At 64.2% G+C, this 23,217-nt stretch carries 25 protein-coding genes and 1 riboswitch; of the genes, 12 read left to right on the forward strand and 13 right to left on the reverse strand.

Annotated elements, in window-relative coordinates; genetic code table 11:
- The first annotated feature begins 100 nt into the window (after positions 1 to 100).
- Positions 101 to 1,918 (forward strand): ABC transporter ATP-binding protein/permease, encoded by a 1,818-nt coding sequence (locus FJ988_RS27040; RefSeq protein WP_140821754.1) that lies wholly within the window; start codon positions 101 to 103, stop codon positions 1,916 to 1,918.
- Between the two features lie 46 nt (positions 1,919 to 1,964).
- Positions 1,965 to 2,765 (forward strand): DUF1194 domain-containing protein, encoded by an 801-nt coding sequence (locus FJ988_RS27045; RefSeq protein ID WP_140821756.1) that lies wholly within the window; start codon positions 1,965 to 1,967, stop codon positions 2,763 to 2,765.
- 17 nt (positions 2,766 to 2,782) lie between these two features.
- Here the strand turns inward: FJ988_RS27045 and FJ988_RS27050 are convergent, their stop codons facing one another.
- On the reverse strand, positions 2,783 to 3,712 hold the full coding sequence (locus tag FJ988_RS27050) for a glycosyltransferase family A protein (protein WP_140821758.1): 930 nt from the start codon (positions 3,710 to 3,712) through the stop codon (positions 2,783 to 2,785).
- A gap of 330 nt (positions 3,713 to 4,042) precedes the next feature.
- Between FJ988_RS27050 and FJ988_RS27055 the strand changes: the two genes are divergently transcribed.
- Positions 4,043 to 4,363 (forward strand): DUF1330 domain-containing protein, encoded by a 321-nt coding sequence (locus FJ988_RS27055; RefSeq protein WP_140821760.1) that lies wholly within the window; start codon positions 4,043 to 4,045, stop codon positions 4,361 to 4,363.
- A 69-nt stretch (positions 4,364 to 4,432) separates the two neighbouring features.
- Here the strand turns inward: FJ988_RS27055 and FJ988_RS27060 are convergent, their stop codons facing one another.
- From FJ988_RS27060 to FJ988_RS27075, 4 genes are all read right to left on the reverse strand, one after another.
- On the reverse strand, positions 4,433 to 5,422 hold the full coding sequence (locus FJ988_RS27060; protein WP_140821763.1) for a glycosyltransferase: 990 nt from the start codon (positions 5,420 to 5,422) through the stop codon (positions 4,433 to 4,435).
- Positions 5,423 to 5,519: 97 nt separating this feature from the next.
- Complete coding sequence (locus tag FJ988_RS27065; protein WP_140821765.1) at positions 5,520 to 6,323, reverse strand: Stf0 family sulfotransferase; 804 nt, start codon at positions 6,321 to 6,323, stop codon at positions 5,520 to 5,522.
- Positions 6,272 to 6,886, reverse strand: coding sequence for a methionine biosynthesis protein MetW (gene metW / locus FJ988_RS27070; RefSeq protein ID WP_140821767.1), 615 nt, complete (start codon positions 6,884 to 6,886; stop codon positions 6,272 to 6,274). The genes FJ988_RS27065 and metW overlap by 52 nt, the downstream gene beginning before the upstream one ends.
- 34 nt (positions 6,887 to 6,920) lie before the next feature.
- Complete coding sequence (locus tag FJ988_RS27075) at positions 6,921 to 8,090, reverse strand: homoserine O-acetyltransferase (protein ID WP_140821769.1); 1,170 nt, start codon at positions 8,088 to 8,090, stop codon at positions 6,921 to 6,923.
- 94 nt (positions 8,091 to 8,184) lie between these two features.
- Positions 8,185 to 8,262: riboswitch (SAM riboswitch) on the reverse strand.
- Positions 8,263 to 8,394: 132 nt separating this feature from the next.
- Between FJ988_RS27075 and hisC the strand changes: the two genes are divergently transcribed.
- Both hisC and FJ988_RS27085 read left to right on the forward strand, forming a co-directional pair.
- Positions 8,395 to 9,498 carry a histidinol-phosphate transaminase gene (gene hisC / locus FJ988_RS27080; RefSeq protein ID WP_140821771.1) on the forward strand — a complete coding sequence of 368 codons (1,104 nt, stop codon included), beginning with the start codon at positions 8,395 to 8,397 and terminating at the stop codon, positions 9,496 to 9,498.
- Between the two features lie 6 nt (positions 9,499 to 9,504).
- On the forward strand, positions 9,505 to 10,440 hold the full coding sequence (locus tag FJ988_RS27085) for a prephenate/arogenate dehydrogenase family protein (protein ID WP_181183683.1): 936 nt from the start codon (positions 9,505 to 9,507) through the stop codon (positions 10,438 to 10,440).
- A 15-nt stretch (positions 10,441 to 10,455) separates the two neighbouring features.
- Here the strand turns inward: FJ988_RS27085 and FJ988_RS27090 are convergent, their stop codons facing one another.
- Complete coding sequence (locus tag FJ988_RS27090; protein WP_140821776.1) at positions 10,456 to 11,385, reverse strand: sugar kinase; 930 nt, start codon at positions 11,383 to 11,385, stop codon at positions 10,456 to 10,458.
- 8 nt (positions 11,386 to 11,393) lie between these two features.
- Positions 11,394 to 12,392, reverse strand: coding sequence for a DUF2125 domain-containing protein (locus FJ988_RS27095; RefSeq protein WP_140821778.1), 999 nt, complete (start codon positions 12,390 to 12,392; stop codon positions 11,394 to 11,396).
- Positions 12,393 to 12,516: 124 nt separating this feature from the next.
- On the opposite strand from FJ988_RS27095, the gene FJ988_RS27100 reads away from it, so the two are divergent.
- The 3 genes from FJ988_RS27100 (at position 12,517) to FJ988_RS27115 (ending at position 15,006) form a co-directional block, all read left to right on the forward strand.
- Positions 12,517 to 13,038, forward strand: a complete 522-nt coding sequence (locus FJ988_RS27100; RefSeq protein WP_140821780.1) for a gamma-glutamylcyclotransferase — start codon at positions 12,517 to 12,519, stop codon at positions 13,036 to 13,038.
- A 213-nt stretch (positions 13,039 to 13,251) separates the two neighbouring features.
- Complete coding sequence (locus FJ988_RS27110; RefSeq protein ID WP_140821782.1) at positions 13,252 to 14,199, forward strand: aldo/keto reductase; 948 nt, start codon at positions 13,252 to 13,254, stop codon at positions 14,197 to 14,199.
- A gap of 189 nt (positions 14,200 to 14,388) precedes the next feature.
- Entirely contained in the window at positions 14,389 to 15,006 is a 618-nt protein-coding gene (locus FJ988_RS27115; protein WP_140821785.1) for a LysE family translocator, read from the forward strand.
- A 6-nt stretch (positions 15,007 to 15,012) separates the two neighbouring features.
- On the opposite strand, the gene FJ988_RS27120 is transcribed toward FJ988_RS27115, so the two are convergent.
- Both FJ988_RS27120 and FJ988_RS27125 read right to left on the reverse strand, forming a co-directional pair.
- A complete protein-coding gene (locus FJ988_RS27120) occupies positions 15,013 to 15,807 on the reverse strand; it encodes a 1-acyl-sn-glycerol-3-phosphate acyltransferase (protein ID WP_140821787.1) in 795 nt (264 codons plus the stop codon).
- 80 nt (positions 15,808 to 15,887) lie between these two features.
- Positions 15,888 to 16,790, reverse strand: a complete 903-nt coding sequence (locus FJ988_RS27125; protein WP_140821789.1) for a LysR family transcriptional regulator — start codon at positions 16,788 to 16,790, stop codon at positions 15,888 to 15,890.
- A gap of 100 nt (positions 16,791 to 16,890) precedes the next feature.
- Here FJ988_RS27125 and FJ988_RS27130 point away from each other — a divergent pair, with 100 nt between their 5' ends.
- Positions 16,891 to 17,508: a pyridoxamine 5'-phosphate oxidase family protein gene (locus FJ988_RS27130; protein WP_140821791.1), complete on the forward strand. Its 618-nt coding sequence runs from the start codon at positions 16,891 to 16,893 to the stop codon at positions 17,506 to 17,508.
- On the opposite strand, the gene FJ988_RS27135 is transcribed toward FJ988_RS27130, so the two are convergent.
- The 3 genes from FJ988_RS27135 to ftsE form a co-directional block, all read right to left on the reverse strand.
- A complete protein-coding gene (locus FJ988_RS27135) occupies positions 17,498 to 18,247 on the reverse strand; it encodes a YdcF family protein (protein ID WP_140821793.1) in 750 nt (249 codons plus the stop codon). The two genes, FJ988_RS27130 and FJ988_RS27135, sit on opposite strands and share 11 nt — an antisense overlap.
- A gap of 157 nt (positions 18,248 to 18,404) precedes the next feature.
- Positions 18,405 to 19,394: an ABC transporter permease gene (locus FJ988_RS27140; RefSeq protein ID WP_140821795.1), complete on the reverse strand. Its 990-nt coding sequence runs from the start codon at positions 19,392 to 19,394 to the stop codon at positions 18,405 to 18,407.
- A complete protein-coding gene (ftsE, locus tag FJ988_RS27145) occupies positions 19,387 to 20,046 on the reverse strand; it encodes a cell division ATP-binding protein FtsE (protein WP_140803441.1) in 660 nt (219 codons plus the stop codon). Before ftsE ends, FJ988_RS27140 begins: the two co-directional genes overlap by 8 nt.
- Before the next feature lie 178 nt (positions 20,047 to 20,224).
- Here ftsE and FJ988_RS27150 point away from each other — a divergent pair, with 178 nt between their 5' ends.
- From FJ988_RS27150 to FJ988_RS27160, 3 genes are all read left to right on the forward strand, one after another.
- Complete coding sequence (locus tag FJ988_RS27150; RefSeq protein ID WP_140821798.1) at positions 20,225 to 20,869, forward strand: hypothetical protein; 645 nt, start codon at positions 20,225 to 20,227, stop codon at positions 20,867 to 20,869.
- Positions 20,870 to 21,027: 158 nt separating this feature from the next.
- On the forward strand, positions 21,028 to 21,570 hold the full coding sequence (hpt, locus tag FJ988_RS27155) for a hypoxanthine phosphoribosyltransferase (RefSeq protein ID WP_140821800.1): 543 nt from the start codon (positions 21,028 to 21,030) through the stop codon (positions 21,568 to 21,570).
- 63 nt (positions 21,571 to 21,633) lie between these two features.
- Complete coding sequence (locus FJ988_RS27160; protein ID WP_181183684.1) at positions 21,634 to 22,005, forward strand: response regulator; 372 nt, start codon at positions 21,634 to 21,636, stop codon at positions 22,003 to 22,005.
- On the opposite strand, the gene FJ988_RS27165 is transcribed toward FJ988_RS27160, so the two are convergent.
- Positions 21,988 to 22,941 (reverse strand): DMT family transporter, encoded by a 954-nt coding sequence (locus FJ988_RS27165; RefSeq protein WP_140821804.1) that lies wholly within the window; start codon positions 22,939 to 22,941, stop codon positions 21,988 to 21,990. The genes FJ988_RS27160 and FJ988_RS27165 overlap by 18 nt on opposite strands.
- Positions 22,942 to 23,217 lie beyond the last annotated feature (276 nt).

The raw sequence follows: 23,217 nt of genomic DNA on the forward strand, positions 1-23,217 counted from the left end.
CACGCCTTGTGCAAAGCCGCGATCGTCACCCTATCTCAGAGCAAAAGCCGCGGCGCGCCATCGGCGCTGACTGCCGCTTCCGAAAACATGGATTTCCTCAATGGCTGAGCAAGCAGATACCAAGCCCGGCGCCGCCGTCTCGGTCGAGGCCAGCAGCCTCAGCGACCAACTGGCGACGATCAAGCATGGGCTGGCGGCATCGCCGGTCCGCAAATGGCTCGCCTGGACGTCGGTCGGCATTGTCGCCGTCATCATCGCCACCTCGATCGGACAGGTGCTGCTCAACAGGTGGAACCAGCCCTTCTACGACGCGCTGGCGCGCCGCGACATGGCGGCCTTCCTGCATCAGCTCACGGTCTTCGCCATGATCGCCGGCGGGCTTCTGGTGCTCAACATCGGCCAGACCTGGCTCAACCAGATGATCCGGCTGAAGCTGCGCGAGGCGCTGACGCTCGACCTGATCGACCAGTGGATGCGGCCGGCGCGCGCCTTCCGGCTGGCCAATGCCGGCGCCATCGGCGTCAATCCCGACCAGCGCATGCAGCAGGACGCCGCGCATCTGTCGGATCTGTCGACCGATCTCGGTGTCGGCCTGCTGCAGTCGTTCATCCTGCTGGTCTCCTTCGTCGGCGTCCTGTGGGAATTGTCGTCGGGCTTCGTCTTCCATGTCGGCGGCTATTCGCTGGCGATACCCGGCTACATGGTGTGGGCCGCGCTCATCTATGCGGGCGTCGCGTCCTGGCTGAGCTGGCTGGTCGGGCGCCCGCTCATCGTGCTCAACAGTGACCGCTATACAAGGGAAGCCGAGCTGCGCTCCTCGATGGTGCGCGTCAACGAGAATGTCGATGCGATTGCGCTCTATCATGGCGAAGCCGATGCCCGGCGGCGGCTCGAAATCGACCTCGGCACCGTGCTTGCCGCCATGCGGCGCATCTACACGGCGCAGATCAACCTGTCCTGGGTCACCGACGGCTATGGCTGGATCACCGTGGTGGCGCCGATCCTGGTCGCGGCGCCTGTCTATTTCTCGGGCGACATCAGCTTCGGCGGGCTGATGATGGCGGTCGGCGCCTTCAACCAGGTGAATTCCTCGCTGCGCTGGTTCATCAACAATATCGGCGCCATCGCCGATTGGCGCGCCACGCTGATGCGTGTCGCCGATTTCCGCATCGCGCTCGTCGAGACCGACGTGCTGCACGACAAGGAAAAGCGCATCGAGTTCGGCGACAACGCCAATGGCAGCATGACCTTCGAGACGCTCCAGGTGTCCTCGCCGGAGGGCTGCACCAAGTTGGCGGACGGCCATGTCGAGATCCGTCCGGGCGAGCGCGTCATGGTCACCGGCGAGCCGGGCGCCGGCAAGACGCTGTTCTTCCGCGCCATTGCCGGCCTGTGGCCGTGGGGGAAGGGGCGGATCGGCCTGCCTGCCGGCGAAACCCCCATCTTCGTGCCGCGCGTGCCTTATTTCCCCGCCGGGACGCTGCGCGAGGTGCTGCATCCGAATGGCGCGGCGCCTGCCAGCGATGCCGATTTCTCGGCGGTGCTCGCCGAGGTCGGCCTCGAGCGGCTGTCGCCGTCGCTCGACCGCTCCGCGCGCTGGGAGCGCGAGCTCGGTGATGACGAACAGCGCTCGCTCGCCTTTGCCCGGCTGGCTCTGCGCAAGCCGAAATGGGTGATCATCGACGAGGCGCTCGATGCCTTCGACGGACCGTCACTGCGGCGGGTGCTGTCGATGATGGAGAAGCGCCTGCCGGGCACCGCCATCATCAACATCGGACGCGGCCTGCACAACAGCCAGTTCTTCCCGCGCTCGCTCACCATCGTCAAGGACAGCGGCAGCGCGCCGCTCAAGCCGGCGCGGATGCGGGCCGGCGCAATCGAGCCGCCGCCGGTGGTGCATCGCGCCAGGAAGAAGTAGCTTATTCTGCTGCGATAGCTGATCCCCGACATCGTCGGAGGCTGCCATGTTCGAGATGTTCGGCCTGCTTGCTTGCCTCGCCTGCGCCGAGGGGGCGCCGCTGCCCGCGCGCGGCGAAGCATTGCCGGTCGATGTGGAGCTCGTGCTCGCGGTCGACATCTCGCAGTCGATGGACGAGGAGGAGTTCGCGCTGCAGCGCGCCGGGTATGTCGAGGCGCTGCGCCACCCCGATTTCATCAATGCGGTGCGTTCCGGCCCAAGAGGCCGCATCGCGCTCGCCTATTTCGAATGGGCGGGCGTGGTGCGCGACGACGGCATCCTTGCCTGGCAGGTGATCGACGGCGACGACAGCGCCAATGCCTTTGCCGACCGGGTCGCGTCCCGCCCGTTCCGCAGTTTTCGCGGCACCTCGATCTCGGGCGCGCTGAGCTTCGGCGCGGGGCTTCTGGAACAGGCAGACTTCGCGGCGCCGCGCCGGGTCATCGACATATCGGGCGATGGACCCAACAATATCGGGCCGCCGGTCGCCGTGATGCGCGATGCTGCGCTGGCCAAGGGAATCGTCATCAACGGTCTGCCGGTCCTGATCAGCCCGTCGCCCAGCTTCAGCCATCTCGACCGCTATTACGCCGACTGCGTCACCGGCGGGCCAGGCTCGTTCGTACTGCCGATCTATGCGGCTTCCGAGTTTTCGACCGCCATACGCCGCAAGCTGATCCAGGAGGTAAGCGGCATCACCGGGGCAAAGACCATTCGCATCGATATGGCGGCGTCCGTCGACTGTCTGCAGGGCGAGCGCGAACGGCGCAAATATTCCGATCCGTATTTTCCGGAACTCGACAGGTAAGTCGAGGCCAATGATCCTCAGATCGGCCGGGCGCCGTATTTGGCGCGGAACTCGTCATAGCAATCGCGGCGCCAGCGGCGGCCGACGATATAGCCGCGCAGCAGTTCGGCCGCCGAATAGCCGAGCGCCTTGGATGAACGGTTGGCGAGATAGCCGGAGAAAGCCTGCGGCAGCCGGCCCTTCAAGACGTCGGCGATGATCTGGCGCGAGATCATATAGGGTGGAACGTCCGGATAGCGGTCGGCGATATAGGGGTGCTTATCGATCAGATTGGCATAGGCCTCGATATAGCCGTCGCGGCGGCCGGAGATCGAATTCTCGGAATTGAATTTCTTCCAGTCGATATCCTCGGACAGCATGGCGCCGCCGCGCTGGGCAAAGCGCAGCAACAGCTCGCGGTCCTGCATGCGGGTGACGTCGCTGTCGTAGCCGCCGATCGCCAGCAGCGCTTCATAGCGGGCCGTGATTGCCGATCCGGCGATGAAGATGGTCTGCGCCACCAGCGCGCGCTGCAGCGCGCCCTTGTCGAGCAAGGCCTCGCGATTGATGCATTTGCTGCTGCGGCGGCCCTTCTGCGACACGAAGGAGCTGATCAGCACCTCGAGCGAGGGGTTCTGGTCGAACCGCGCCAGCGTCCGCTCCAGACGGTCGGGCAGATAGACATCGTCCGAATCAAGGAAGGTCACCACCGGCGCTCGCGCCAGCTCGATACCGGCGTTGCGCGCGGCATTGGCGCCGCGCCATTTGGCGCCGACATAGATCAGACGCGGATCGCGGATCTCGGCGAGCGCGGCGGCCGTGCCGTCAGTCGAGCCATCGTCGACGACGATATGCTCAAAGCGGGTAAGTGTCTGAGCCAGAACACTTTCCACCGCCCGCACGACCTGGCTGCGCCGGTTATGCGTCGGCGTGATGATAGAGATCAGCGGCGCCGCCTCGGTCGACATCTGGTTTGGTTGGGCCCCGCTCCGCAAATTGCTGGAAGAATCCGCTGTTCGCGGTGTGCAACTCTTCCCAGTTGCGTAGACAGGCTAACAACAAGCAGGTCTCGCTGTCACGTCGATGTGCCTTGACGGGTGTCTGTTTTTCTTGGGCCACGTTGCCAAGACGACACTATGGGCTGCTCGCCGTCGTGCTCCGGCCTTCGCTAGAAGGACAGTTCCCGGAACAAACAGAACCGCAAATGATGACCTGGGAGGTAATCGACCGGAATACCTCGATGCGGCAACCTGCCTCCATCCAGCCGACAGTCGGCTTCGAACGAAGGAGCAGAATCGATGACCGCTTACGCCGTTGCCCATATGCGTCATGTCACGCCCGGTCCCTGGATCGCCGAATATCTGGAGAAGATCGATGCCACGCTGGCGCCTTTCGGCGGGCGCTTCCTCGTCCATGGCGGCGAGGTGGAGGTCGTGGAAAACGACTGGCCCGGACATCTGATCGTCATTGAATTCCCGGACCGGCGGCATGTGCGCGACTGGTACGGTTCGCCTGCCTATCAGGCGATCCTGCCCTTGCGCACCGGGAATTCCCAATCCGACGTGATAATCGTTGACGGTGTCGAGCATCCGCACAAGGCTACGGATGTGCTTGGCTGAGCGCCCTATCTCTTCGGTTTTAACGCAATTCCGGACGGAAAATCGCGTCACATTTTTCCTGGAGCTGCTTCAGCTGTGTCCGACATAGTCCGGCACCAATTCGGCCTCGTCGCGGACGAGGCCGGCGGAGAGGCCGAAATGGCCGAAAAACGCCAGCGTGTAGAAGGCCAGGCCGACAAGCACCGAGAACGGGATCTGCCAGAACGGCATGCCCGTCGAGGGCGCATGGCCTGTCACGCGCCGGATCGTGCGCCACGACATCGTTCCCCAACGCGTGAAGGACTTGACGATGCGCTGGGCGCGCCGGGGCGAATGGAGCTCGACATATTTGCGGTCGGCATCTCTGCCGGTCACCAGCGCGCGCCAGTAGAAGAACCGCCAGCCGCGCGGGGAATAGTGGTAGACGCGGGCGTCGGCATTGACGATCGCGTGGCCTTCGCGCCAAAGCTGATGCATCAGCAGCGTGCAGGAAACCTTGAAGCCCTTGTGCTGTGGAAAGGGATGGCCGGCGATCCAGTCGCGGCGGAAGGCCACGTTGTTGGCGTTGATCGCCCGCTTCGCGGCGAAGCGCTCATCGCCCTGGGCCATCGGGAAGAACCATATCAAAGCGAAGGTTCTGGAGAAGAAATCGTCGTGTGAAAGATAGGTGTGCCCGTTCACGCAGACGGTGCCGGCCTGTTGAAACGGCTTAAGCAGGCTGGAGAGCCAGCCCGGCTCGGGAACCGTATCGGAATCCATATAGACGACGACGTCGCCTTCGGTCAGCGCGATGCCGTTGTTCTTGAGGTCGTAGTAGCGGCCGCCGGGGCAAGCGGCGAAGACGAGGTCGGCAAGCTTCGCCAAATCAGGCGCTTCGGCATCGATATTGTCCTGCAGCGCGGTTGCGTCCACCGCCGGCCCGCTGTGTGAGACGACGACTTTGGGCTTCGAAAAACCGGTCGCCGAGACGGCGGCGATCTCCCGCGCCAGGGCCTTCAGCCCGACGCCGATCTCGTCCCAGTCGATGGATTTGGCATTCTCCATCTCTACGACGATAGAATAGGTGGGACGTTCTGCCATCGCGACACAGCCAGTTAATCAACTCGTGGCTATCGCCGTAACAGCATGCTGTCAAACGATCGAGATGCTTTTCTGCACTACGAATTTGTTAGGTGGACTATTTAATCGTTCGGTATCGGAAGCTGGACGGGTCGGCATATTCGGACAGGAAACGCTTTCGCCATTCTTCATTGAGCGCATCGCGCTGGATTTCCAGGCCCGACCGAAGGTTGGTCTCCCAGTTGGGCTCCACATCCACCAACTGGGCGACTTTCGTCAGGCTTCCTGCAGGATCGCGCTGAATCTGCTCGTAGGTCAGGGGCAGGAAGGACAGGCCATTCTTCGCGAACCAGCCATCCCACGCCAGATTCTCCGCCAAGATCTTTTCCAGACACTCTGCGATTGCCTGGCCATTGTAGCGTGGTGGCGCATGACCGATCTCTGTGGATCGGAATTCGCGGGTTTGACGCGCACGTGCCCATGAGATCGCCTGGCCGAGCAGATCGTCACGGGTCAAGCGCACATAGTTCGGCTTTGGAAGGCTGGCAGGCAGGTTCACCTTCTTGGCAAGTTGTGCGAACTGGCTCGCAAAGAGCTTGATTGCGTAGATCCCGGTGGAGGACCGCCCCTCCGTCAGCGCGCGCAGAAGCTGCGCGCGGGGGTCTCGCGGGTAATCCGGCCGTTCCAGCAGACGTCGCCCGCCAAACCATTCCAGCGGATGGCCCAGCCCGGCGGAAGCCATCAATCCTGCAAGATGATTGCTGCCGCTGCGTGGCGATGTGCACACGACAATTCCCGCCCGTATTTCGGACAGGGTGTTCCGCGGGATTTCAATGACTGCTGGTGGTCGACGAAAGAGATGCATTTGCTTCAACGCTTCAGCAAAAACACCGCCTGCTGGCCGAAGAAGTTCCAGAACCACCAGGGCATCGACAGGCCGATCTTCTGCCCGTTGGCGTCGAGCGCGGTCGCCTTCTCGACGGTCGCGCCGAGCTCCTCGCACAGATTGACGAAGTCGCGAATGGTGCAGAAGTGGATGTTGGGCGTGTCGTACCAGGAATAGGGCAGGTCCTTGGTGACCGGCATCCGCCCTTTGACGAACAACGACAGGCGCACGCGCCAGTGGCCGAAATTGGGGAAGGAGACGATGGCGCGGTTGCCGATCCTGAGCAATTCGTCGAGCACGACCTTCGGGTTGCGGGTCGCCTGCATGGTCTGCGACAGAACGACGAAATCAAAACCCTTGTCGGGATAGAATTTGAGGTCGGTGTCGGCATCGCCCTGGATGACGGAAAGGCCGCGCGCCACGCATTCGTTGACGCCGCGCTGCGACAGTTCAAGGCCGCGGCCGTCGATATGCTTGGTTTCCTGCAGAAGCTCCAGGAGCACGCCGTCGCCCGAACCGACGTCGAGCACGCGCGCGTTCGGCGGGATGAGGTCGGTGACGACGTCGAGGTCGACACGCTGGGCGCGGTTGACGCTCATGGCAACACCGTCCGGTCCTGAGATTGCTTTTTGCTCATGCGCCGAGCCCTCTCGCTCGCGCGGCCGAGCCGATGAAGCCGTTGATGGCCGCGAACAGTTCCGGCTCGTCGAGCAGGAAGGCATCGTGGCCGCGGTCGGTCTCGATCTCGACGAAGGAGACGGATGCGCCGGCAGCATTCAACGCATGCACGATCGAGCGGCTCTCCTCGGTCGGGAACAGCCAGTCGCTGGTGAAGGAGACCAGGCAGAAGCGCGTCTTGGTGCCGGCGAAGGCATCGGCCAATCGCCCGCCATGGTCGGCGGCAAGGTCGAAATAATCCATGGCGCGGGTCAGGTAGAGATAGGAATTGGCGTCGAAGCGGTCGACGAAAGTCATGCCCTGGTGGCGCAGATAGCTTTCGATCTGGAAATCGGCGTCGAAGCCGAAGGTGAGCGCCTCGCGGTCCTGCAGATTGCGGCCGAATTTGCGGTGGAGCGCGGCTTCCGACAGGTAAGTGATGTGGGCGGCCATGCGGGCGACGGCCAGCCCCTTTTCCGGGCGCTTGCCGAAATCGAGATACTTGCCGCCATGCCAGTCGGGATCGGCCATCACCGCCTGCCGCCCGACCTCATGGAAGGCGATGTTCTGCGAGGAATGGCGCGCGCCGGTGGCGATCGGCAGCGCGCAGAAGACGCGCTCCGAATGGCTGGCGGCCCATTCCAGCACCTGCATGCCGCCCATCGAGCCGCCGAGCACGCAAAACAGCTGGTCAATGCCGAAATGGTCGACCAGCATAGCCTGCGCGCGCACCATGTCGCGGATGGTGATGACCGGCAGTTCCAGCCCATAGGGCTTGCCGGTTGCCGGATTGGTCGAGGCGGGACCGGTCGAGCCGAGGCAGCCGCCGATGACGTTGGCGCAGATGACGAAGAAGCGGTTGGTGTCGATGATCTTGCCGGGGCCGATCAGCACCTCCCACCAGCCCGGCTTGCCGGTCACCGGATTGGTGTTGGCAACATGCTGGTCGCCGGTCAGCGCATGGCAGACGAGAATGGCGTTGGAACGCGCGGCGTTGAGCGCGCCATAGGTCTGGTAGGCGATCTGGAAGGGCGAGAGCAGCGTGCCGGCGTCGAGCTTCAGCGGCTTGTCGGGGCCGAACTGCAGCACCGGGCTCGACGGATGGTCGGCCTCGTCCTTGGTTCTTGCAGCGCGCTGAGCGGCCATGTCCGTCCTCATCCTGTCCCACATCGGTTTGCCTGATGTGGTGTCCGGCCGGCCGCGGACAACAAAAAACCGGCATTGCCGTCGCAAAGCCGGTTACAGGTTGCAAACGGCCCTTTAGCGAGTTGTTTAACGTGGCTGCAAGCCGACCGGCCAAATCACCACGGGAGTCTGGCTGCTCTTCTAGGACCAGCGCGGCACTTCGTCAACGGCAGGCATCCATAGCGCAAGCGCTGGCACTCGACATTCCGGGCCATGGCTTGTATTTCCGCTGCGGCCTTGAAGGCCTTCTCGACGGATTTTTGACATGAAGCAGGATCAGCCGCGTCCGACGCCCCGCGCGGGCATCATGGACATCGAAGCCTATGTGCCGGGCAAGAGCACGGCGCCGGCCGGCGTGACGAAAGTCTACAAGCTGTCGTCGAACGAGAATCCGCTCGGACCGTCGCCGAAGGCGATCGAGGCCGCGCGGGACGTTGCCGCCAAGCTCGATGTCTATCCCGACGGCACCGCCCGCCGGCTGCGCGAAGCGATCGCCGAGGCGCATGGGCTGAACCCGGCAAACATCATCTGCTCCAACGGCTCCGACGAGATCCTGGGCTTGCTGGCGCAGACCTACCTCGCGCCCGGCGACGAGGCGGTGTTCACCGAGCACGCCTTCATGGTCTACAAGATCTATATCCAGGCGGCCGGGGCCAGGCCGGTGGCGGTCAAGGAAACCGAGGAACGCGCCGATGTCGATGCGATCCTTGCGGCCGTGACGCCCGCAACGCGCATCGTCTTCCTCGCCAACCCGAACAATCCGACCGGCACCTACTTGCCGTTCAGCGAGGTGCGCCGCCTGCATGCCGGCCTGCCGAAGAACGTGCTTCTGGTGCTCGACGCGGCTTACGCCGAATATGTGCGCCGCAACGATTACGAAGCCGGCATCGAGCTTGCCGGCAGCGCCGACAACGTGGTGATGACGCGCACCTTCTCCAAGCTCGGCCTGGGCGGCGCCCGCATCGGCTGGATGTACGGGCCGGCGCATATCGTCGATGCCATCAACCGGGTGCGCGGTCCCTTCAACGTCAATGCCACGGCCATCGAGGCCGGTATCGCTTCGATCCGCGACCGCGCCCATATCGAGCGCAGCGCGCTGCACAACGAGACATGGCTGGCCTGGCTCAGCGAGCAGATGATCGGGCTCGGGCTGCGCGTGACACCGAGCGTCGGCAATTTCCTCTTGATCCATTTCCCAGACGACAAGAAGCATTCGGCAGCGGCCGCCGACGACTATCTCAGCCAGCGCGGCTATATCCTGCGCCGCGTGACCGGCTATGGTTTTCCGAACGCGTTGCGCATGAGCGTCGGCACCGAAGAGGCCAATCGCGGCGTCGTCGAGGCGTTGACGACCTTCCTGAAAAGCTAGAACACCATGGCATCACCGATGTTCGAAAAGATAGCGCTGGTCGGTATCGGCCTGATCGGCTCGTCGTTGGCTCGCGTCATCCGCCGCGAGGGCTTGGCCAGGCACATCGCGATCGCGACGCGCAGCTCCTCGACGCTGAAGCGCGCCGAGGAGCTCGGCCTCGGCGATTCCTACACGACCGATGCCGGCGAAGCGGCGCGCGACGCCGATCTCATTATCGTCTCGGTGCCGGTGGGCTCGTCCGGCGAGGTCGCCGCCGAGATCGCGCCGGCGCTGAAGAAGGGCGCCATCCTCACCGATGTCGGCTCGACCAAGGCCTCCGTTATCGCGCAGATTGAGCCGCATGTGCCCGAAGGCGTGCATTTCATCCCCGGGCATCCGCTGGCCGGCACGGAAAAGTCCGGTCCGGACGCCGGTTTCGCCGACCTCTTCGACAATCGCTGGTGCATATTCACGCCGCTGCCGGGCACCGATGCAGCGGCGCTCGAGACTCTTTCGGAATTCTGGCGGCGCTGCGGCTCCAACATCGACACGATGGACCCGCAGCATCACGACATGACGCTGGCGATCGTCTCGCATCTACCGCATATCATAGCCTACAACATCGTCGGCACGGCCGACGATTTGGAAGCGGTGACCAAGAGCGAAGTCATCAAGTATTCGGCTTCCGGTTTCCGCGATTTCACCCGTCTTGCCGCCTCCGACCCAACTATGTGGCGGGATGTGTGCCTGCACAACAAGGACGCGATCCTGGAGATGCTGGCGCGGTTCTCGGAGGATCTGGCCTCGCTGCAGCGGGCGATCCGCTGGGGCGACGGCGAGAAGCTGTTCGACCTCTTCACCCGCACGCGGGCGATCCGCCGTTCGATCATCCAAGCAGGGCAGGATATCGACACCCCAGACTTCGGCCGGCAGGCCATCGAACATCCCGCTAAATCGTAAGCGGATTCCTCAGCGTTATTGTCGTGGCGGCCAGTGATCTGCCATCATGGCCAGAGTTTCGGCGCGATCTGGCGCTCCCAACCGGCCGCCGAAGCGCAGGCATTTGAGCGCTGCGGCGGCGCTGGCGAAGCGCAGGGCTTCCTCCATGGGCATGGCCTCGGCGAGGCCGACGGCGAAGGCGCCGTGGAAGACGTCGCCGGCGGCAAGCGTGTCCACCGCCTTGACCTTCGGCGCCTCGACATGGCGCACGCGCCCGGTCGCCCGGTCATGCCACCAAGTGCCGGCCGCGCCGCCGGTGACTGCGACGAAGGCGTCGGTGCGCGAGGCGAGGTCGGCGCAGGCGCTCTCGGGATCCGGCGCGTGGCCGCAGACGATGCGGGCCGCCGGCTCCGAGGCGACGATATGCGAAGCCAGGGGCAGCAGGCGTTCCAGCACCTCGACCGGTGCGGTGTCGGCATCCAGGATCGCCGGGTGGCCGGCATTGCGCGCGGCGGTCAAGGCAAGTGCCGCCGCGCCCGGCCAGCGGACGTCGACCAGCACGGCATCGAAGGCGGAAAGATCGGCAAGCGGCAGCTCTTCGGGATCGGCTTGCGCCTTTTTGTCGTAGAAGGGCACTATGACGCGCTCGCCATGCGCGTCGATCAGTATGGCGGCGAGCGCCGAGCGCGCGCCGGCGACGCGGCGGATCAGGCTGCAGTCGACGCCCTCGGCCTCGATGTCGGCAATCAACTGGTCGCCGACCGGATCGTCGCCGGCGCTCGCCCAAAGCGAGACTGCGGCGCCGAGGCGATGCGCGGCGCAGGCGGCGCTTGTCGCCATGCCCGACGCGATCTGGACGCCGTCGCTGGCGATGAACTTGCCCTGATGCGTCGGCAAGGTCTCGACGCGCAGGATCGTGTCGAGAGTGAAGGCGCCGACGCTGAGCAGTTTCACTGGCTCGGGCATCTCTGGGCTCAGTCGACCGGTTTGATCTTGCCGAGCGGGATGAAGCCCAGCGAGGCCTTGCCCTTGACGATCCTGAGCGGCATCGATGGCTCCTTGCCGAGCATGGCGATGGCGGCAAAGCCTTGCTCGATCTCGCTCTTGTGCTCCGGGATGGCGCCGCCAAGGATGGCCGCGACCGCCTTCGGGTCCTTGAGCCTGATCGTCAGATTGGCGTCGATCAGGCCCTCGGCATCGACGGAAGCCGGCCCGGACACCGTGATGCGCGCGGTGCCCGACGACAGGTCGAGCTTGGCGATGTCGATCGACTGGCCGCGTAGGCTCTTCGGCGGCGTCGCGATCAAGGCGACACCATTCTTCAGCGTCACCTCGCCGCTGCCGTCGAGCGCCGGCAGCACGCGCCCGCCGATGGCGTCCGCATTGATCTCCAGATCGCCGAAGCTGCCGATATATTTGATATCCCGGTCGACCGGCTGCAGCTCGCCGGCCGCCTTGCCGGCGCTGAACAATTGCACCGGGTCGGAATCGTCTTGCGGGTCGGTCTGGCCGTTCAGGCCGTCGGCTTTGAGCGAGACGCTTCTCGGCAATGGCCACCACACTTTGACGTTCGCGTGCAACTGGTCCCAGTCGATCCAGAGTGGCGGCATGCCGGGCGCCATCGTCCGCAGCGGGCCGCGCAGATCGGCTCCCGGCGACAAGGGAGCAGTGATGTCGGCGACGGCGTTGAGGCTGCCGGTGGAGGCGGCGACTTTGCGGGCGTCGTCCTCATAGGCGATGTTGTCGCAGGAGACCGTAAAGCTGATCGGATAGCCGCTGACGGTCAAATTGGCGCAGCCGGCGGCAATGCCCGTGCTGCCCAGTTGCGCTACGGCCTGGTCTGCTTCGGTCTTGAGCCGGTCGGCGAGATAGAACCAGCCGCCGCTGTAGAGCGCGAACAAGACGACGACAAACGCGACAAGCCAGAACAGCCAGCGGCGGGATTTGGATGGTCGCTCGTCACTTGACGTCATGCTGCGGCTCTCGTTAACCCCTCACGTGGCGAAGAGGCTGTTCATTGTCGCGCGCCACAAGCGGGAACAGAAGAAAAACCCGCCGGTGCGGCGTCGTCACTCGAAATGCAATCAGGCTGGCGATATGGGCGATTTTTGGGTTTTTGGCTATGGGTCGCTGATCTGGCGGCCCGGGTTTGCCCATGTCGAGACACGCCGCGCCCGGCTTTACGGCTATCGTCGCTCGCTCTGCGTCTATTCCTTCGTGCATCGCGGCACGCGCGAGCGGCCGGGCCTGGTGCTCGGGCTGGACCGCGGTGGCTCCTGCATCGGGCTCGCCTACCGTGTCCCCAGCAATCTGCGTGACGAAGTTCTCACCTATCTGCGCGAGCGCGAACTGGTCACCAGCGTCTATCTCGAACGCATGCTCGGTGTCCGGCTGGATGGCGGTGAAGCGGTCGAGGCTGTGGTCTACATCGTCGACCGCAATCATGAGCAATATGCCGGCGCGCTCGATGCCGACGAGGCGGCAAAAGTGGTTCGCGGCGCCATCGGCCAATCCGGTAACAACGAGGATTATGTGCTGAGCACGCTCGAGCACCTCGACGCGCTCGGCATACGCGACCATTGGCTGGAGGAGGTCGGGCGCCAGGTCGCGCCTTCGTGAGGCGTATTCCGGCGAAAACGATTTTCGCCGCCAATGCTCTATCTCTTTGTTTTTACGCAATTCCGGACGCAAAGCCGCTAGGCACTTTCGCTGGAATTGCTCTGGCCCGATCAAAAAGCAAAACCATGCCTTTGATCTCGGCCGGACGCGACCTAGCTTAGCCGCAACTCATCCTCGGGCGTCAGGCCCGTCCCAGCATCACGGAGATCAGTCTTGCAAAAACGCCGTCTCGGTCGCACCGACCTTTCCATCGCGCCGCTGGTCCTGGGCGGCAATGTGTTCGGTTGGACCGCCGACGAAAAGACGTCCTTCGACCTGCTCGACCGCTTCGTCGGCGCAGGTTTCAACGCGGTGGACACGGCCGATGCCTATTCGCGCTGGGTTCCCGGCAACAAGGGCGGCGAATCGGAAACCATCATCGGCAATTGGATGAAGAGCCGCGGCAACCGCGACAAGGTTGTCGTCATCACCAAGGTCGGCTCCGACATGGGCCAGGGCAAGAAGGACCTCTCCGCCGCCTATATCGAGAAGGCGGTCGACGCGTCGCTGAAGCGGCTGCAGGTCGACGTCATCGATCTCTATCTTTCGCACTGGCCGGATCCGGCAACGCCTTACGAGGAAACGCTCGGCGCCTATCAGCGCCTGCTCGAAAAGGGCAAGATCCGCTATCCCGGCTGCTCCAATCTCGATGCCGGACAGTTGCGCGCCGCGCTCGACGTCGCCAGCCTGCGCAGCCTGCCGCGTTACGAGGTGCTGCAACCCGAATACAATTTGTACGACCGGTCTTCGCTCGACGGTCCGCTACTCGATCTCTGCAAGGCTCAGGATCTCGGCGTCATCACCTATTTCAGCCTCGCCAAGGGCTTTTTGAGCGGCAAATACCGCAGCAAGGCCGATCTCGGACAGAGCGAACGCGGCGAAGACGTTGCCGAATATCTCAACGAGCGCGGCACGCGCATCCTGTCGGCGCTCGACGCCATTGCCGAGCGGCATTCGGCCAAGCAGGCGGAAGTGGCGCTGGCCTGGATCATCGCACGACCAGGCGTCACCGCGCCGATCGCCAGCGCCACAACGCCGGCCCAGATGGACAGTCTGATCCGCGCCGGTACGCTCAAGCTTTCGGCGGATGACGTTGGGGCGCTAGACCGCGCCAGTTCCTAAGGCGTATTGATCTTCGGGTGAGGCCGGCCTGCAAATGGCGGCTTCCTGCCTCGGAAGCCGCCACTTTCGGCTCGGCCTGACCCGAATCTCGACACGCCTTGACGCAGAGGCGCGCGCACGATCGTCCAAGACGGTTGCGACCAATCCTTCGTAAAGTCCTGTCGCATCTCGGCAGGAGGAAGGTTCGGCATGGCAAGCGTTCTGACCGAAGCGCAGCCGTGGCAGCAAGTGCTGGCGCTCATCGTGGCGGCAAGTGTCGTCATGGGCAGCCCGGGGCCATCGACCGTCAGCGTCACCGCCGTCGGAGCGGCGTTCGGCCTGCGTTCATCGCTGGGTTACGCGTCAGGGATGGTGCTTGGAACGATCGCGGTGCTCGTGGTCGTGGCGGCCGGTATCATCGGCATGCTGGCTTCGATGCCCGGCCTGGCCAAGCTGCTGACCATCCTGTCCGCCGCCTACATTCTTTATCTCGCCTACAAGATCGCGACGGCGCCGCCGCTGGCTGAAAGCGGAAGGCAAGCGGCGCGTCCGACCTTTATGGGCGGCTTCATGCTCGCCATCGCCAATCCGAAGGCCTATGTGGCGATCGCCGCCGTTTTTGCCGGAGCTTCCTCGCAGACCGACGCGTTGGGTGGTTCCGCCAGGCTGCTGGTGCTTACAGGGATGATCGTCGTCATCCATGCGGCGTGGCTGCTTGCAGGAACCGCTTTCGCAAGGTTCCTGCGTCATCCGCCGGCGTCGCGGATCATCAATCTGGTGTTTGCCGCGACGCTGGTGCTGACGACCGCCTGGGCGGCGTTGCGTTGAGCGAGATCAGCTTTTTGCCGTTACGCCGAGTTCGGCTAGGCGCTTCACCGCCGTCGGCGGCATTGGCGGCGGGTTCGGCCCCTGCGCGACTTCGACCAGCATCTGGTCGCATGCGGCTTCGGTCTCGCCGATCAGCCGCTGCATGAATTCGTCCTTGCCGAGACCGGGCGGGATCGGCGGCAGGAAGCGGGCCTTGATTGTGCCGGGATAACGCAGGAATTTGCGGCGCGGCCAGTAGAGACCGGCGACATGGGCGACCGGCACGACAGGAACGCCCAGTTGCGAATAGATCTCGACGATGCCGTATTTGTAGGACGGCTCGGCGCCCGGCGCGCGGCGCGTACCTTCGGGATAGATGATGAGCTGGCGCGGATTGCGGTCCATCTCTTGCCTTGTCGCTGTGACGACTGCCTTCAGCGCCTTCGAGCGGCTGCCGCGATCGACCGGGATCATGCGCATCTTCATGATGTACCAGCCGAAAAAGGGGATCCAGGTCAGCTCGCGCTTCAGGATGTAGAGCGCGTCGTCGAGATAGGGGTAGAAGGCGATCGCGTCCCAGAAGGACTGATGCTTCGGCGCCAGGATGAAGGAGCCTTCCGGCAGGTTTTCGACCCCGGTGATCTCGCTCTTTGTCGCCGCGATCTTGTCATAAAGCCACATCGAGGTGCGCGACCAGAATTTCGGCACGAACCAGGCGCGGTGGCGCGGCGCCAGGAAGTAGAAGGGCGTCCAGATGATCATCTGGACGATCAGGCTGAGATAGAAGACGAGGTTGAACGCCAGCGAGCGGATGATGAGCATGCAAGGGGCCCGGTGAGGAGGTGTGCGTTGGTTACACCAAGCGGCGGCAAAAAGGAAACGGCGCCGCACCGGGCGCGGCTTTAAAGCGATCCGGCTAGCCGCTCCTTGAGACGCGGCGCGGCGAAGTCGAGGAAGGCGCGCAGCTTCACCGGCAGGCGGCCCTGGCCGGCATGCACCAGGCTGACCGGCCATGGCGGCGGCTCGAACGGCTCCAGCACCACTTGCAGTGCGCCGGCGCGCACGGCGGCGTCGGCCTGGTAGGAGAGCACCTTCGTCAGGCCGAGCCCTGCAATCGCGGCGTCGATCGCCGCTTCGGCGGTGTTGACCTGCAGGCGCGAGCGCACCGGCACGACGATTTCGGTCTTGGCCGCGCCGAAAGCCCATGTCGCGGGCGCGGCGAGGCCTTCGAAGGTGACGCAGTCATGACCGGCAAGGTCTTGCGGCCTTGCCGGCACGCCGTGCCCGGCAAGGTAGGCCGGGCTCGCGCAGACGATGCGGCGGATCGAGCCGACGCGGATCGCAACCATGGCCGAATCCGGCAATTCGCCGATGCGCAGGGCAAGATCGACATGCTCCTCGACCAGCTGGGTGATGCGGTCCGACAAGGTCAGGCGGATGGCGACTTCGGGATAGGCGGCGAGGAAATCGGTGACGACAGGCAGCACATGCAGGCGGCCGAAGACGACCGGTGCGCTGATCACCAGCTCGCCGGTCGGGTTGAGATATTCGCCGGCGGCGGCGCGTTCGGCCTCGCTTACCTCGTCCAGGATGCGGCGGCAGGCGGCGAGATAGGACTGGCCGGCGTCTGTCAGCGTCAGACGCCGCGTCGAGCGGTTGAGCAGGCGCGTCCCCAGATGCTTTTCCAGCTCGGAGAGTTTTCGGCTCACCGTCGCCAGCGGCATGCCGGCGCGTCGCCCGGCGGCGGAAAGGCTGCCGGCCTCCACCGTGGCGACGAACAGGGACATGGCGTCGAGGCGATCCATATTCTTCCGAAATCTGGAAGGATGAGTTGCATATATGCGCTCTACATCCGCTTTCTGGAAGAGGCTAATTGATGTGCGATCCTGCATGAGGAATGCCGCCATGAAAGCTTTCACCAGCGATGTCGCCTTCACGCCGACGGTCAAGGCGATCCAGGCCCGCAAGGGGTCGCGCGAGTCCTATGCGCGCGTCGAGCAGCGTGGCGGCTGGCGAGCGAACATCACGCCCGATCTCGCCGCCTTCATCGAGGCGCAGACCAGCGTTTTCCTGGCGACGGCCAATGCCGAGGGACAGCCCTATATCCAGCATCGCGGCGGCCCGGCAGGCTTCCTCAAGGTGCTGGACGAGCATACGATCGGCTTTGCCGACTTCTCCGGCAACCGGCAATTCATCACCCAGGGCAATCTCGAGGACAACGATCAGGCCTTCCTGTTCCTGATCGACTACATGCTGCGCCGGCGCATCAAGATCTGGGGCAGGGCGCTCGTCGTCGAAAACGATCCGGAGCTGACGGCGAAGCTGATGCCGGGAGGCTACAAGGCGAGGCCGGAGCAGACGATCCTGTTCACCGTCTCGGCCTGGGATGCCAATTGTCCGCAGCATATTCCGCAGCGCTTCGAAGCAGCGGACGTCGCTGCGGCGTTGGCCGAACGCGACCGGCGCATTGCTTCACTGGAGCAGGAGGTCGCGCATCTGCGCGGCGTGACAGCTACGGCGTGACGTGTTCGGGCTTCACGCTGCTGACCGCGGCGGCGTCGGCCAGGGTCGTGCCGTCGGGCGTCGCACGAGGCGGCAGGAAGCCGCGCGCCAGCGCCAACACATATTTGCTATATTCGGTGAGCAATACGCGCAGCGCTTCCGGCTTGGTCAGCCAGCCGCCATTGCCGAGATTGGTGTTGACCACCGGATAGGGCTCAAGCCGCGCACCGTGCAGCAGTCGGCTCATTTCGAGCAGGCTGCGCGGCATGTGATAGTTGTTGGTGACGACTATGATGCTGCCATAGGCGTGGTTTTCCACCCATTTGGCGCTCTCCTCGGCATTGCCGATGGTGTCGAGTGCGGCCCGGTCGATGTCGACGCAGCAGGAGAACAGCTGCTTGTCGCCGCCCATCGCTACCTGCAACTGGTGGCGGCTGGCCGAGGGGTGGACGCCGCTGACCAGCAGACGCTTGCCCTTGCCGGATGCCAGGAGGTCCATGGCCGCGTCGAGCCGCGACTGCCCGCCGGTCAGCACGACGATGGCATCGGCCCTGGCCGGGTCGACCGGCGTCGTCATGTGGCTCACCTTGTCGGCGAACCAGCCGAAGCCGCCGGCGAAAAGCACCCCTATGGCGAGGGCGACGAAACCGCAGACACGCAGCGCAAGCCTCAGCCGACCGGTTTCGGCCGAAGCAGCGGGGTGCGCTGCCACCGTCGGCATCACGCCAGCTCTCCCGGTCTGCTCCTGCGCGTTCATCATCCTCAGGTTAATCCTGAAATATCCAATGGTTAACCCTGAAATGCGGCCTTTGATAGATTAAACGGGCGCAATTTGCGTTACGGCAACCGGCCAAGCCGTGATCGTTGTCCGGTTTGAATATAACGCCTTGCGCCGGCTTTCTCCTGGAGTTCATGGATCAGCCCGCATCCGGCTGGCGAACGTCGATGTCGCTGAGATAGGTGACGACGGTCACATGCGAAGTCGCAGCGGTCAGCGCGCCGATCACCAGCACCATCAGGCCGACGCCGAGATAGCCGGCCGAACCGATGGCGAAATTGCCGAACAAAGCGGTCGCCTGGTCGGCCTCGGGCGTCGCCATGTTGCGCGACGACCACCAGGAAAAGACGATGAAAACGATGATCGCGAGCGCGCCGCCGGCGGCCGCGCCCTTCATGCCGGTGACCAGGAAGTGCCAGCGGAATTCGCGCGCGATGAAGCGCGCTTCGGCGCCGACGAAATGCAGCACCTCGATGATATGGCCGTTGCCGGCCATGGCGCCGCGCGTGGCGAACACCACCGTCAGCACCGTTGCCGACAGCATCAGCACCAGAACAGCGATGCCGATCGTCACCGTCGTGTGCGCCATCGCGACGAGGCGATCGACCCAGGTGCGATGATCGTCGAGGGCTGCTGTCGGGATTTTCGGCGTGATCGCGGCACGCATGGCCGCAAAGTCCGGGGGGCTCGCCTCATCGATGGTGACGATGATCAGACGCGGCACCGGCAATTCGTCGATGTTGAGGCCGCTGCCCAACCATGGTTCGAGCAGGCGAGCGGTGGCGTCGCGGTCGATGATCTTGGTGCCCTTCACGCCGGGGAACTCGCCGGCGATCTGCGAGGCCTGGGCAAGGGCGGCTTCCATGTCGAGGCCCTCGGCCGGCTTGATCTGGATCGTCGCCTCACGCGAGATCTGGTTTTCCCAGACCGAAGCAGTATCGCGTACCAGCGTCACGGCGCCGAAGGTGAGGCAGGACAGGAAGGTCATGATGGCGATGACCAGCACCAGCGCGCGGCCGGCGATGTTCTGCGCCGGCACGATCGGCGCCATCTTGCGCTGGGCGCGCCGCACGGTCGCCGGCGTCTCGGCGACTTCTTCCTGCAGGTCGTCGGCGGGCATGTCAGTCATAGACGTCCAGCCTCCCGCCGGCCAGGATCATGCGCCGCGCATCGACCTGCTCCATCAGGCCGAGGTCGTGCGTGGCGATCACCACCGCGGTGCCGAGACGGTTGAGCTCGATGAAGAGCCGAAGCAGCCGGCGCGCCAGCGGCGGATCGACATTGCCGGTGGGTTCGTCGGCCAAAAGAATCTCGGGCTGTTCGATCAGCGCGCGCGCGATCGCGGCGCGCTGCTTCTCGCCGCCCGACAGCACAGGCGGCAGCACATGCATGCGGTCGCCGAGGCCGACCCATTTCAGCAGCTCGGTGACGTCGGTTCGGTAGCTCGCTTCCTCGCGCCCGCGCACGCGCAAGGGCAGCGCCACGTTCTCATAGGTGGTCATGTGGTCGAGCAAGCGGAAATCCTGGAACACGACGCCGATGCGGCGGCGCATGAGCGGCAATTCGCTGCGCGAGATGCGCGAGCGATCCTTGCCGAAAATGGTGATCAGGCCGCGCGTCGGCTTCAGCGACATGAACAACAGACGCAGCAAGGTCGTCTTGCCGGCGCCCGAGGGGCCGCTCAGGAACTGAAAGGAGCGCTCCGGAATGTGCAAGGAGATGTCGCGGAGGATTTCCGGACCCATGCCATAGCGGAGGCCGACATTTTCGAAGCGGATCACGTTCGGCGACCTGAATTCTCGGCGGCGACGCGCCACAATCTACATGAACAAACCATCGGCCGGCATGGTTAACCGGCGGTTAATTTCCGCGCATTAACGCCTCTTACGACTGTCACGGTGGGGAAGCGTTAACCAATTGCGTTTACCCAAAAGAAACGAAGACTGCACTGGTGCCTTCATGGCTGACGACAGAACCGCGCGCCTTGTTTCCGGCGAAATCATGACCGGTGCCGCAGCAGATGCCGCGGCCGAACGCGTCATGCGCGACGCCGCGGCCGACATCGTCGATGCCGATTATGTGGTGCTGCCGCGTTCCGACGTCCGCCCCGAGCCGATGACGACGATTCCGCTGCCGCCGGGGGCTTCGGCGCCGTCGATCGAAGGCATGGGCATGCTGCGCAAACCGGAGGCGGCGCCGTCGCGCTCGTCGCGCGGCGGTCCGCTGTTCTGGATGGCAGGCGTTGGGATCGCGCTGGCATCCTTCTGGGTGTCGGGTGGGCACGCGCTGGTGCGGCAGAGTCCGTTCTGGGCGCATGCCGAGCCGGCCGGCGCGCTCACCATTTCCGCCGTCACGTCGCGAATCGACGACTCGGGGCTGAAGCCGGTGCTGTTCGTGGACGGAGAGGCGGCCAATGACGGGGCACGATCGGAGACGCTGCCGCCGCTCGAAATCCGCGTCACCGACAACAACGCCAACATCATCCGCTACAGGCTGGGGACATTGAACCGTTCCCTGGCCCCAGGCGAAAGATTCGGCTTTTCCAGCCGCCTCGATGTGCCTAAAGACGGCGTAAGGACCGTTGCTGTCATCTTCGCCGGCTAGGCGGGTCGATATTCAGGTGAAGCCGGCTGCGCTTCCGGTGCTCACGTACTGAAATGTACGCTCCGCTCCGGTTCTCGGAAGCCACTATTTTCGGCTCGGCCTGACCTGAATCTCAACCCGCCTATCGAAGCTGCTGCCAATTTCTGAGGGACAAAAGAATGCCAGTTGTGCGCGACAAGGACATCGAGGTCCTGTTTTCGGCGTCGGCGATCGCGCGCCGCAATCTCGAGCTCGCCAAGGAAATCGCCGGGCGCGACTACCACGACCTTCTGGTGATCTCGATCCTGAAGGGCTCGTTCGTCTTCGCCGCCGACCTGATCCGCGCCATGCATGATGTCGGCCTGTCGCCCGAGGTGGAGTTCATCTTCATTTCCAGCTACGGCGCCGGCACCACGAGCGGCGAGGTGCGCGTGCTGCGCGACATCGACAACGAGGTCGCCGGCCGCGACGTCCTGTTGATCGACGACATTCTGGAATCCGGCAAGACGCTGTCCTACACCCGCGACCTGATGATGTCGCGCGGCGCCAAGAGCTGCGCCATCGCGGTGCTGCTCGACAAGCGCATGCGCCGCCAGACCTCGCTCAACGCCGACTATGTCGGCTTCGACTGCCCCGACTATTTCGTCGTAGGCTACGGCATGGATGTCGCGCACGCGTTCCGCGAACTGCCGTTCGTCGGGGTCGTCAAAGGTGATGCCTGAGTTTCGCGGGGGCACGTAAGATTTTCAGAAAACGTCAACGTTTCGGGGCCATGTATTTGCGCCATGGCAAAGCTCCTGATTGTCGAAGACGATGAGTCCGTCCGCACCCTTGCAGCCCGCGCGCTCGAACGCGACGGCCATATAGTGACGATCGCCAGCGATGGCGCGCAAGGGCTGGAAATGATCCGGCGCGCGGCGGGCGGCTACGATCTGGTGGTGTCCGACATCCGCATGCCGGAGATGGACGGCATCGAGATGGCGACGGCTGCGGCAAGACAGTTCCCGGCGATGAGGATCATGCTGATGACCGGCTATGCCGACCAGCGCGAACGCGCCGAGGAATTGAACGGCATCATCCTCGATGTCGTGCAGAAGCCGTTCACGCTGGCCGAGATCCGCGCCCGTGTCGGCAAGGCATTAAGCTGCTTCGCCTGAGACCGAAGCGGCTGTCGGCGCGGCACTTCGCCTGCGCTCATTGTTGAGCGCCAGCAGGCCGGCGCCGATGATCAGCGCAGCACCCAGCACCGTCGTCTCGCGCGGCACTTCCGCGAAGAACAGAAAACCCCAGAGCGGCGACCACAGGATGCCGGTGTATTCGAAGGTGGCGACGCGGTTGGCCGGCGCCATGCGGTAGGCCTGGGACAACAGGATCATGCCTGCGGAAGCGACCAAGCCGCAGGCGGCCATTTTCAGGAAATCCGGCATGGTCGGCCATACCCAGGGCCGCACCAGGAATTCGACGCTCGGATGCGCCGCATGCGTGATGCCGGCGAGATGGAAGACGATTGTGACGGCCACGGCGCCGCTGAGATAGGCGCCGTTCTGATAGAAGGCCATCACGGTCGATGATTCGGTGTCGCCGATGCGGCGCGCCATCAGTTGCGAGAAGCCATAGAGGAAGGCCGAGCCGAGCGACAGAAGCGCCGCCCAGTCGAACACGCCGGCGCCGGGGCGCAGCATGACGAGGACCCCGACAAGGCCGATCAGCACCGTCGCCAGCGTCTTCCACGAGACGCGCTCGCCGAGATAAGGCCCGGCCATCGCCATGATGAACAGCGGCGCCATGAAATACAGCGCCACCGCGTCGGCCAGCGGCAAGGCGGCGATCGCCAGGTAGTAGACCGTGTAGGACGAGAACTGGATGAAGGCGCGCAGCGTCAGCAAGCCTGCCCGCTTCGACAACAGCGCCTTCAGGCCGACATCGGCCTGGACGATGACGATCAGGATCGGCAGCGCGACGATGGCGCGAATCGCCATAACCTCGGTCACCGGATAGCCGCCGGACACCGCCTTCACCAGCGGATCCTGCAGCGAAAACACCAGCACGCCGAGGCAGAGGCTCAGAATGCCGAGCACCATCCGGTTCTGCATCAGTTTCGGCCCCCCGCGAGCCGTCGTCTTACCCGTGTTTCACGCAATTCCGGACGGAAACCGCGAAGCACTTTTCCTGGAATTGCTCCTGGAGCAGGATGACGCTTCGTTGAATCGTCATCCTGCTCCAACTCTTGTCGTTTGAGCATGATCTTGCCCGAAAACCGGTTCCCACTTTCCGGGATCATGCTCGTAAAAAGAACCCGCTACCGTTTTCAGGCAGCGGGTATGAGTGAGGACTCTTCGATTGGTCCGCCGCCGCTTTCGCGGCCACAT

The organism is Mesorhizobium sp. CU3, assembly GCF_006442965.1.
Lineage (GTDB): Bacteria > Pseudomonadota > Alphaproteobacteria > Rhizobiales > Rhizobiaceae > Mesorhizobium.

What these genes read in the sequence shown, in the direction of transcription:
- FJ988_RS27130 (WP_140821791.1), top strand. Translation starts at nt 16,891, where the DNA reads ATGAAAGCTTTCACCAGCGATGTCGCCTTCACGCCGACGGTCAAGGCG.
- hisC (WP_140821771.1), top strand. Translation starts at nt 8,395, where the DNA reads ATGAAGCAGGATCAGCCGCGTCCGACGCCCCGCGCGGGCATCATGGAC.
- FJ988_RS27045 (WP_140821756.1), top strand. Translation starts at nt 1,965, where the DNA reads ATGTTCGAGATGTTCGGCCTGCTTGCTTGCCTCGCCTGCGCCGAGGGG.
- FJ988_RS27050 (WP_140821758.1), bottom strand. Translation starts at nt 3,712, where the DNA reads ATGTCGACCGAGGCGGCGCCGCTGATCTCTATCATCACGCCGACGCAT.
- FJ988_RS27100 (WP_140821780.1), top strand. Translation starts at nt 12,517, where the DNA reads ATGGGCGATTTTTGGGTTTTTGGCTATGGGTCGCTGATCTGGCGGCCC.
- FJ988_RS27160 (WP_181183684.1), top strand. Translation starts at nt 21,634, where the DNA reads ATGGCAAAGCTCCTGATTGTCGAAGACGATGAGTCCGTCCGCACCCTT.
- FJ988_RS27055 (WP_140821760.1), top strand. Translation starts at nt 4,043, where the DNA reads ATGACCGCTTACGCCGTTGCCCATATGCGTCATGTCACGCCCGGTCCC.
- FJ988_RS27075 (WP_140821769.1), bottom strand. Translation starts at nt 8,090, where the DNA reads ATGGCCGCTCAGCGCGCTGCAAGAACCAAGGACGAGGCCGACCATCCG.
- FJ988_RS27115 (WP_140821785.1), top strand. Translation starts at nt 14,389, where the DNA reads ATGGCAAGCGTTCTGACCGAAGCGCAGCCGTGGCAGCAAGTGCTGGCG.
- FJ988_RS27085 (WP_181183683.1), top strand. Translation starts at nt 9,505, where the DNA reads ATGGCATCACCGATGTTCGAAAAGATAGCGCTGGTCGGTATCGGCCTG.
- FJ988_RS27120 (WP_140821787.1), bottom strand. Translation starts at nt 15,807, where the DNA reads ATGCTCATCATCCGCTCGCTGGCGTTCAACCTCGTCTTCTATCTCAGC.
- FJ988_RS27090 (WP_140821776.1), bottom strand. Translation starts at nt 11,385, where the DNA reads ATGCCCGAGCCAGTGAAACTGCTCAGCGTCGGCGCCTTCACTCTCGAC.
- FJ988_RS27060 (WP_140821763.1), bottom strand. Translation starts at nt 5,422, where the DNA reads ATGGCAGAACGTCCCACCTATTCTATCGTCGTAGAGATGGAGAATGCC.
- FJ988_RS27125 (WP_140821789.1), bottom strand. Translation starts at nt 16,790, where the DNA reads ATGGATCGCCTCGACGCCATGTCCCTGTTCGTCGCCACGGTGGAGGCC.
- metW (WP_140821767.1), bottom strand. Translation starts at nt 6,886, where the DNA reads ATGAGCGTCAACCGCGCCCAGCGTGTCGACCTCGACGTCGTCACCGAC.
- FJ988_RS27150 (WP_140821798.1), top strand. Translation starts at nt 20,225, where the DNA reads ATGGCTGACGACAGAACCGCGCGCCTTGTTTCCGGCGAAATCATGACC.
- hpt (WP_140821800.1), top strand. Translation starts at nt 21,028, where the DNA reads ATGCCAGTTGTGCGCGACAAGGACATCGAGGTCCTGTTTTCGGCGTCG.
- FJ988_RS27140 (WP_140821795.1), bottom strand. Translation starts at nt 19,394, where the DNA reads ATGACTGACATGCCCGCCGACGACCTGCAGGAAGAAGTCGCCGAGACG.
- FJ988_RS27135 (WP_140821793.1), bottom strand. Translation starts at nt 18,247, where the DNA reads ATGATGAACGCGCAGGAGCAGACCGGGAGAGCTGGCGTGATGCCGACG.
- FJ988_RS27095 (WP_140821778.1), bottom strand. Translation starts at nt 12,392, where the DNA reads ATGACGTCAAGTGACGAGCGACCATCCAAATCCCGCCGCTGGCTGTTC.
- FJ988_RS27040 (WP_140821754.1), top strand. Translation starts at nt 101, where the DNA reads ATGGCTGAGCAAGCAGATACCAAGCCCGGCGCCGCCGTCTCGGTCGAG.
- FJ988_RS27165 (WP_140821804.1), bottom strand. Translation starts at nt 22,941, where the DNA reads ATGCAGAACCGGATGGTGCTCGGCATTCTGAGCCTCTGCCTCGGCGTG.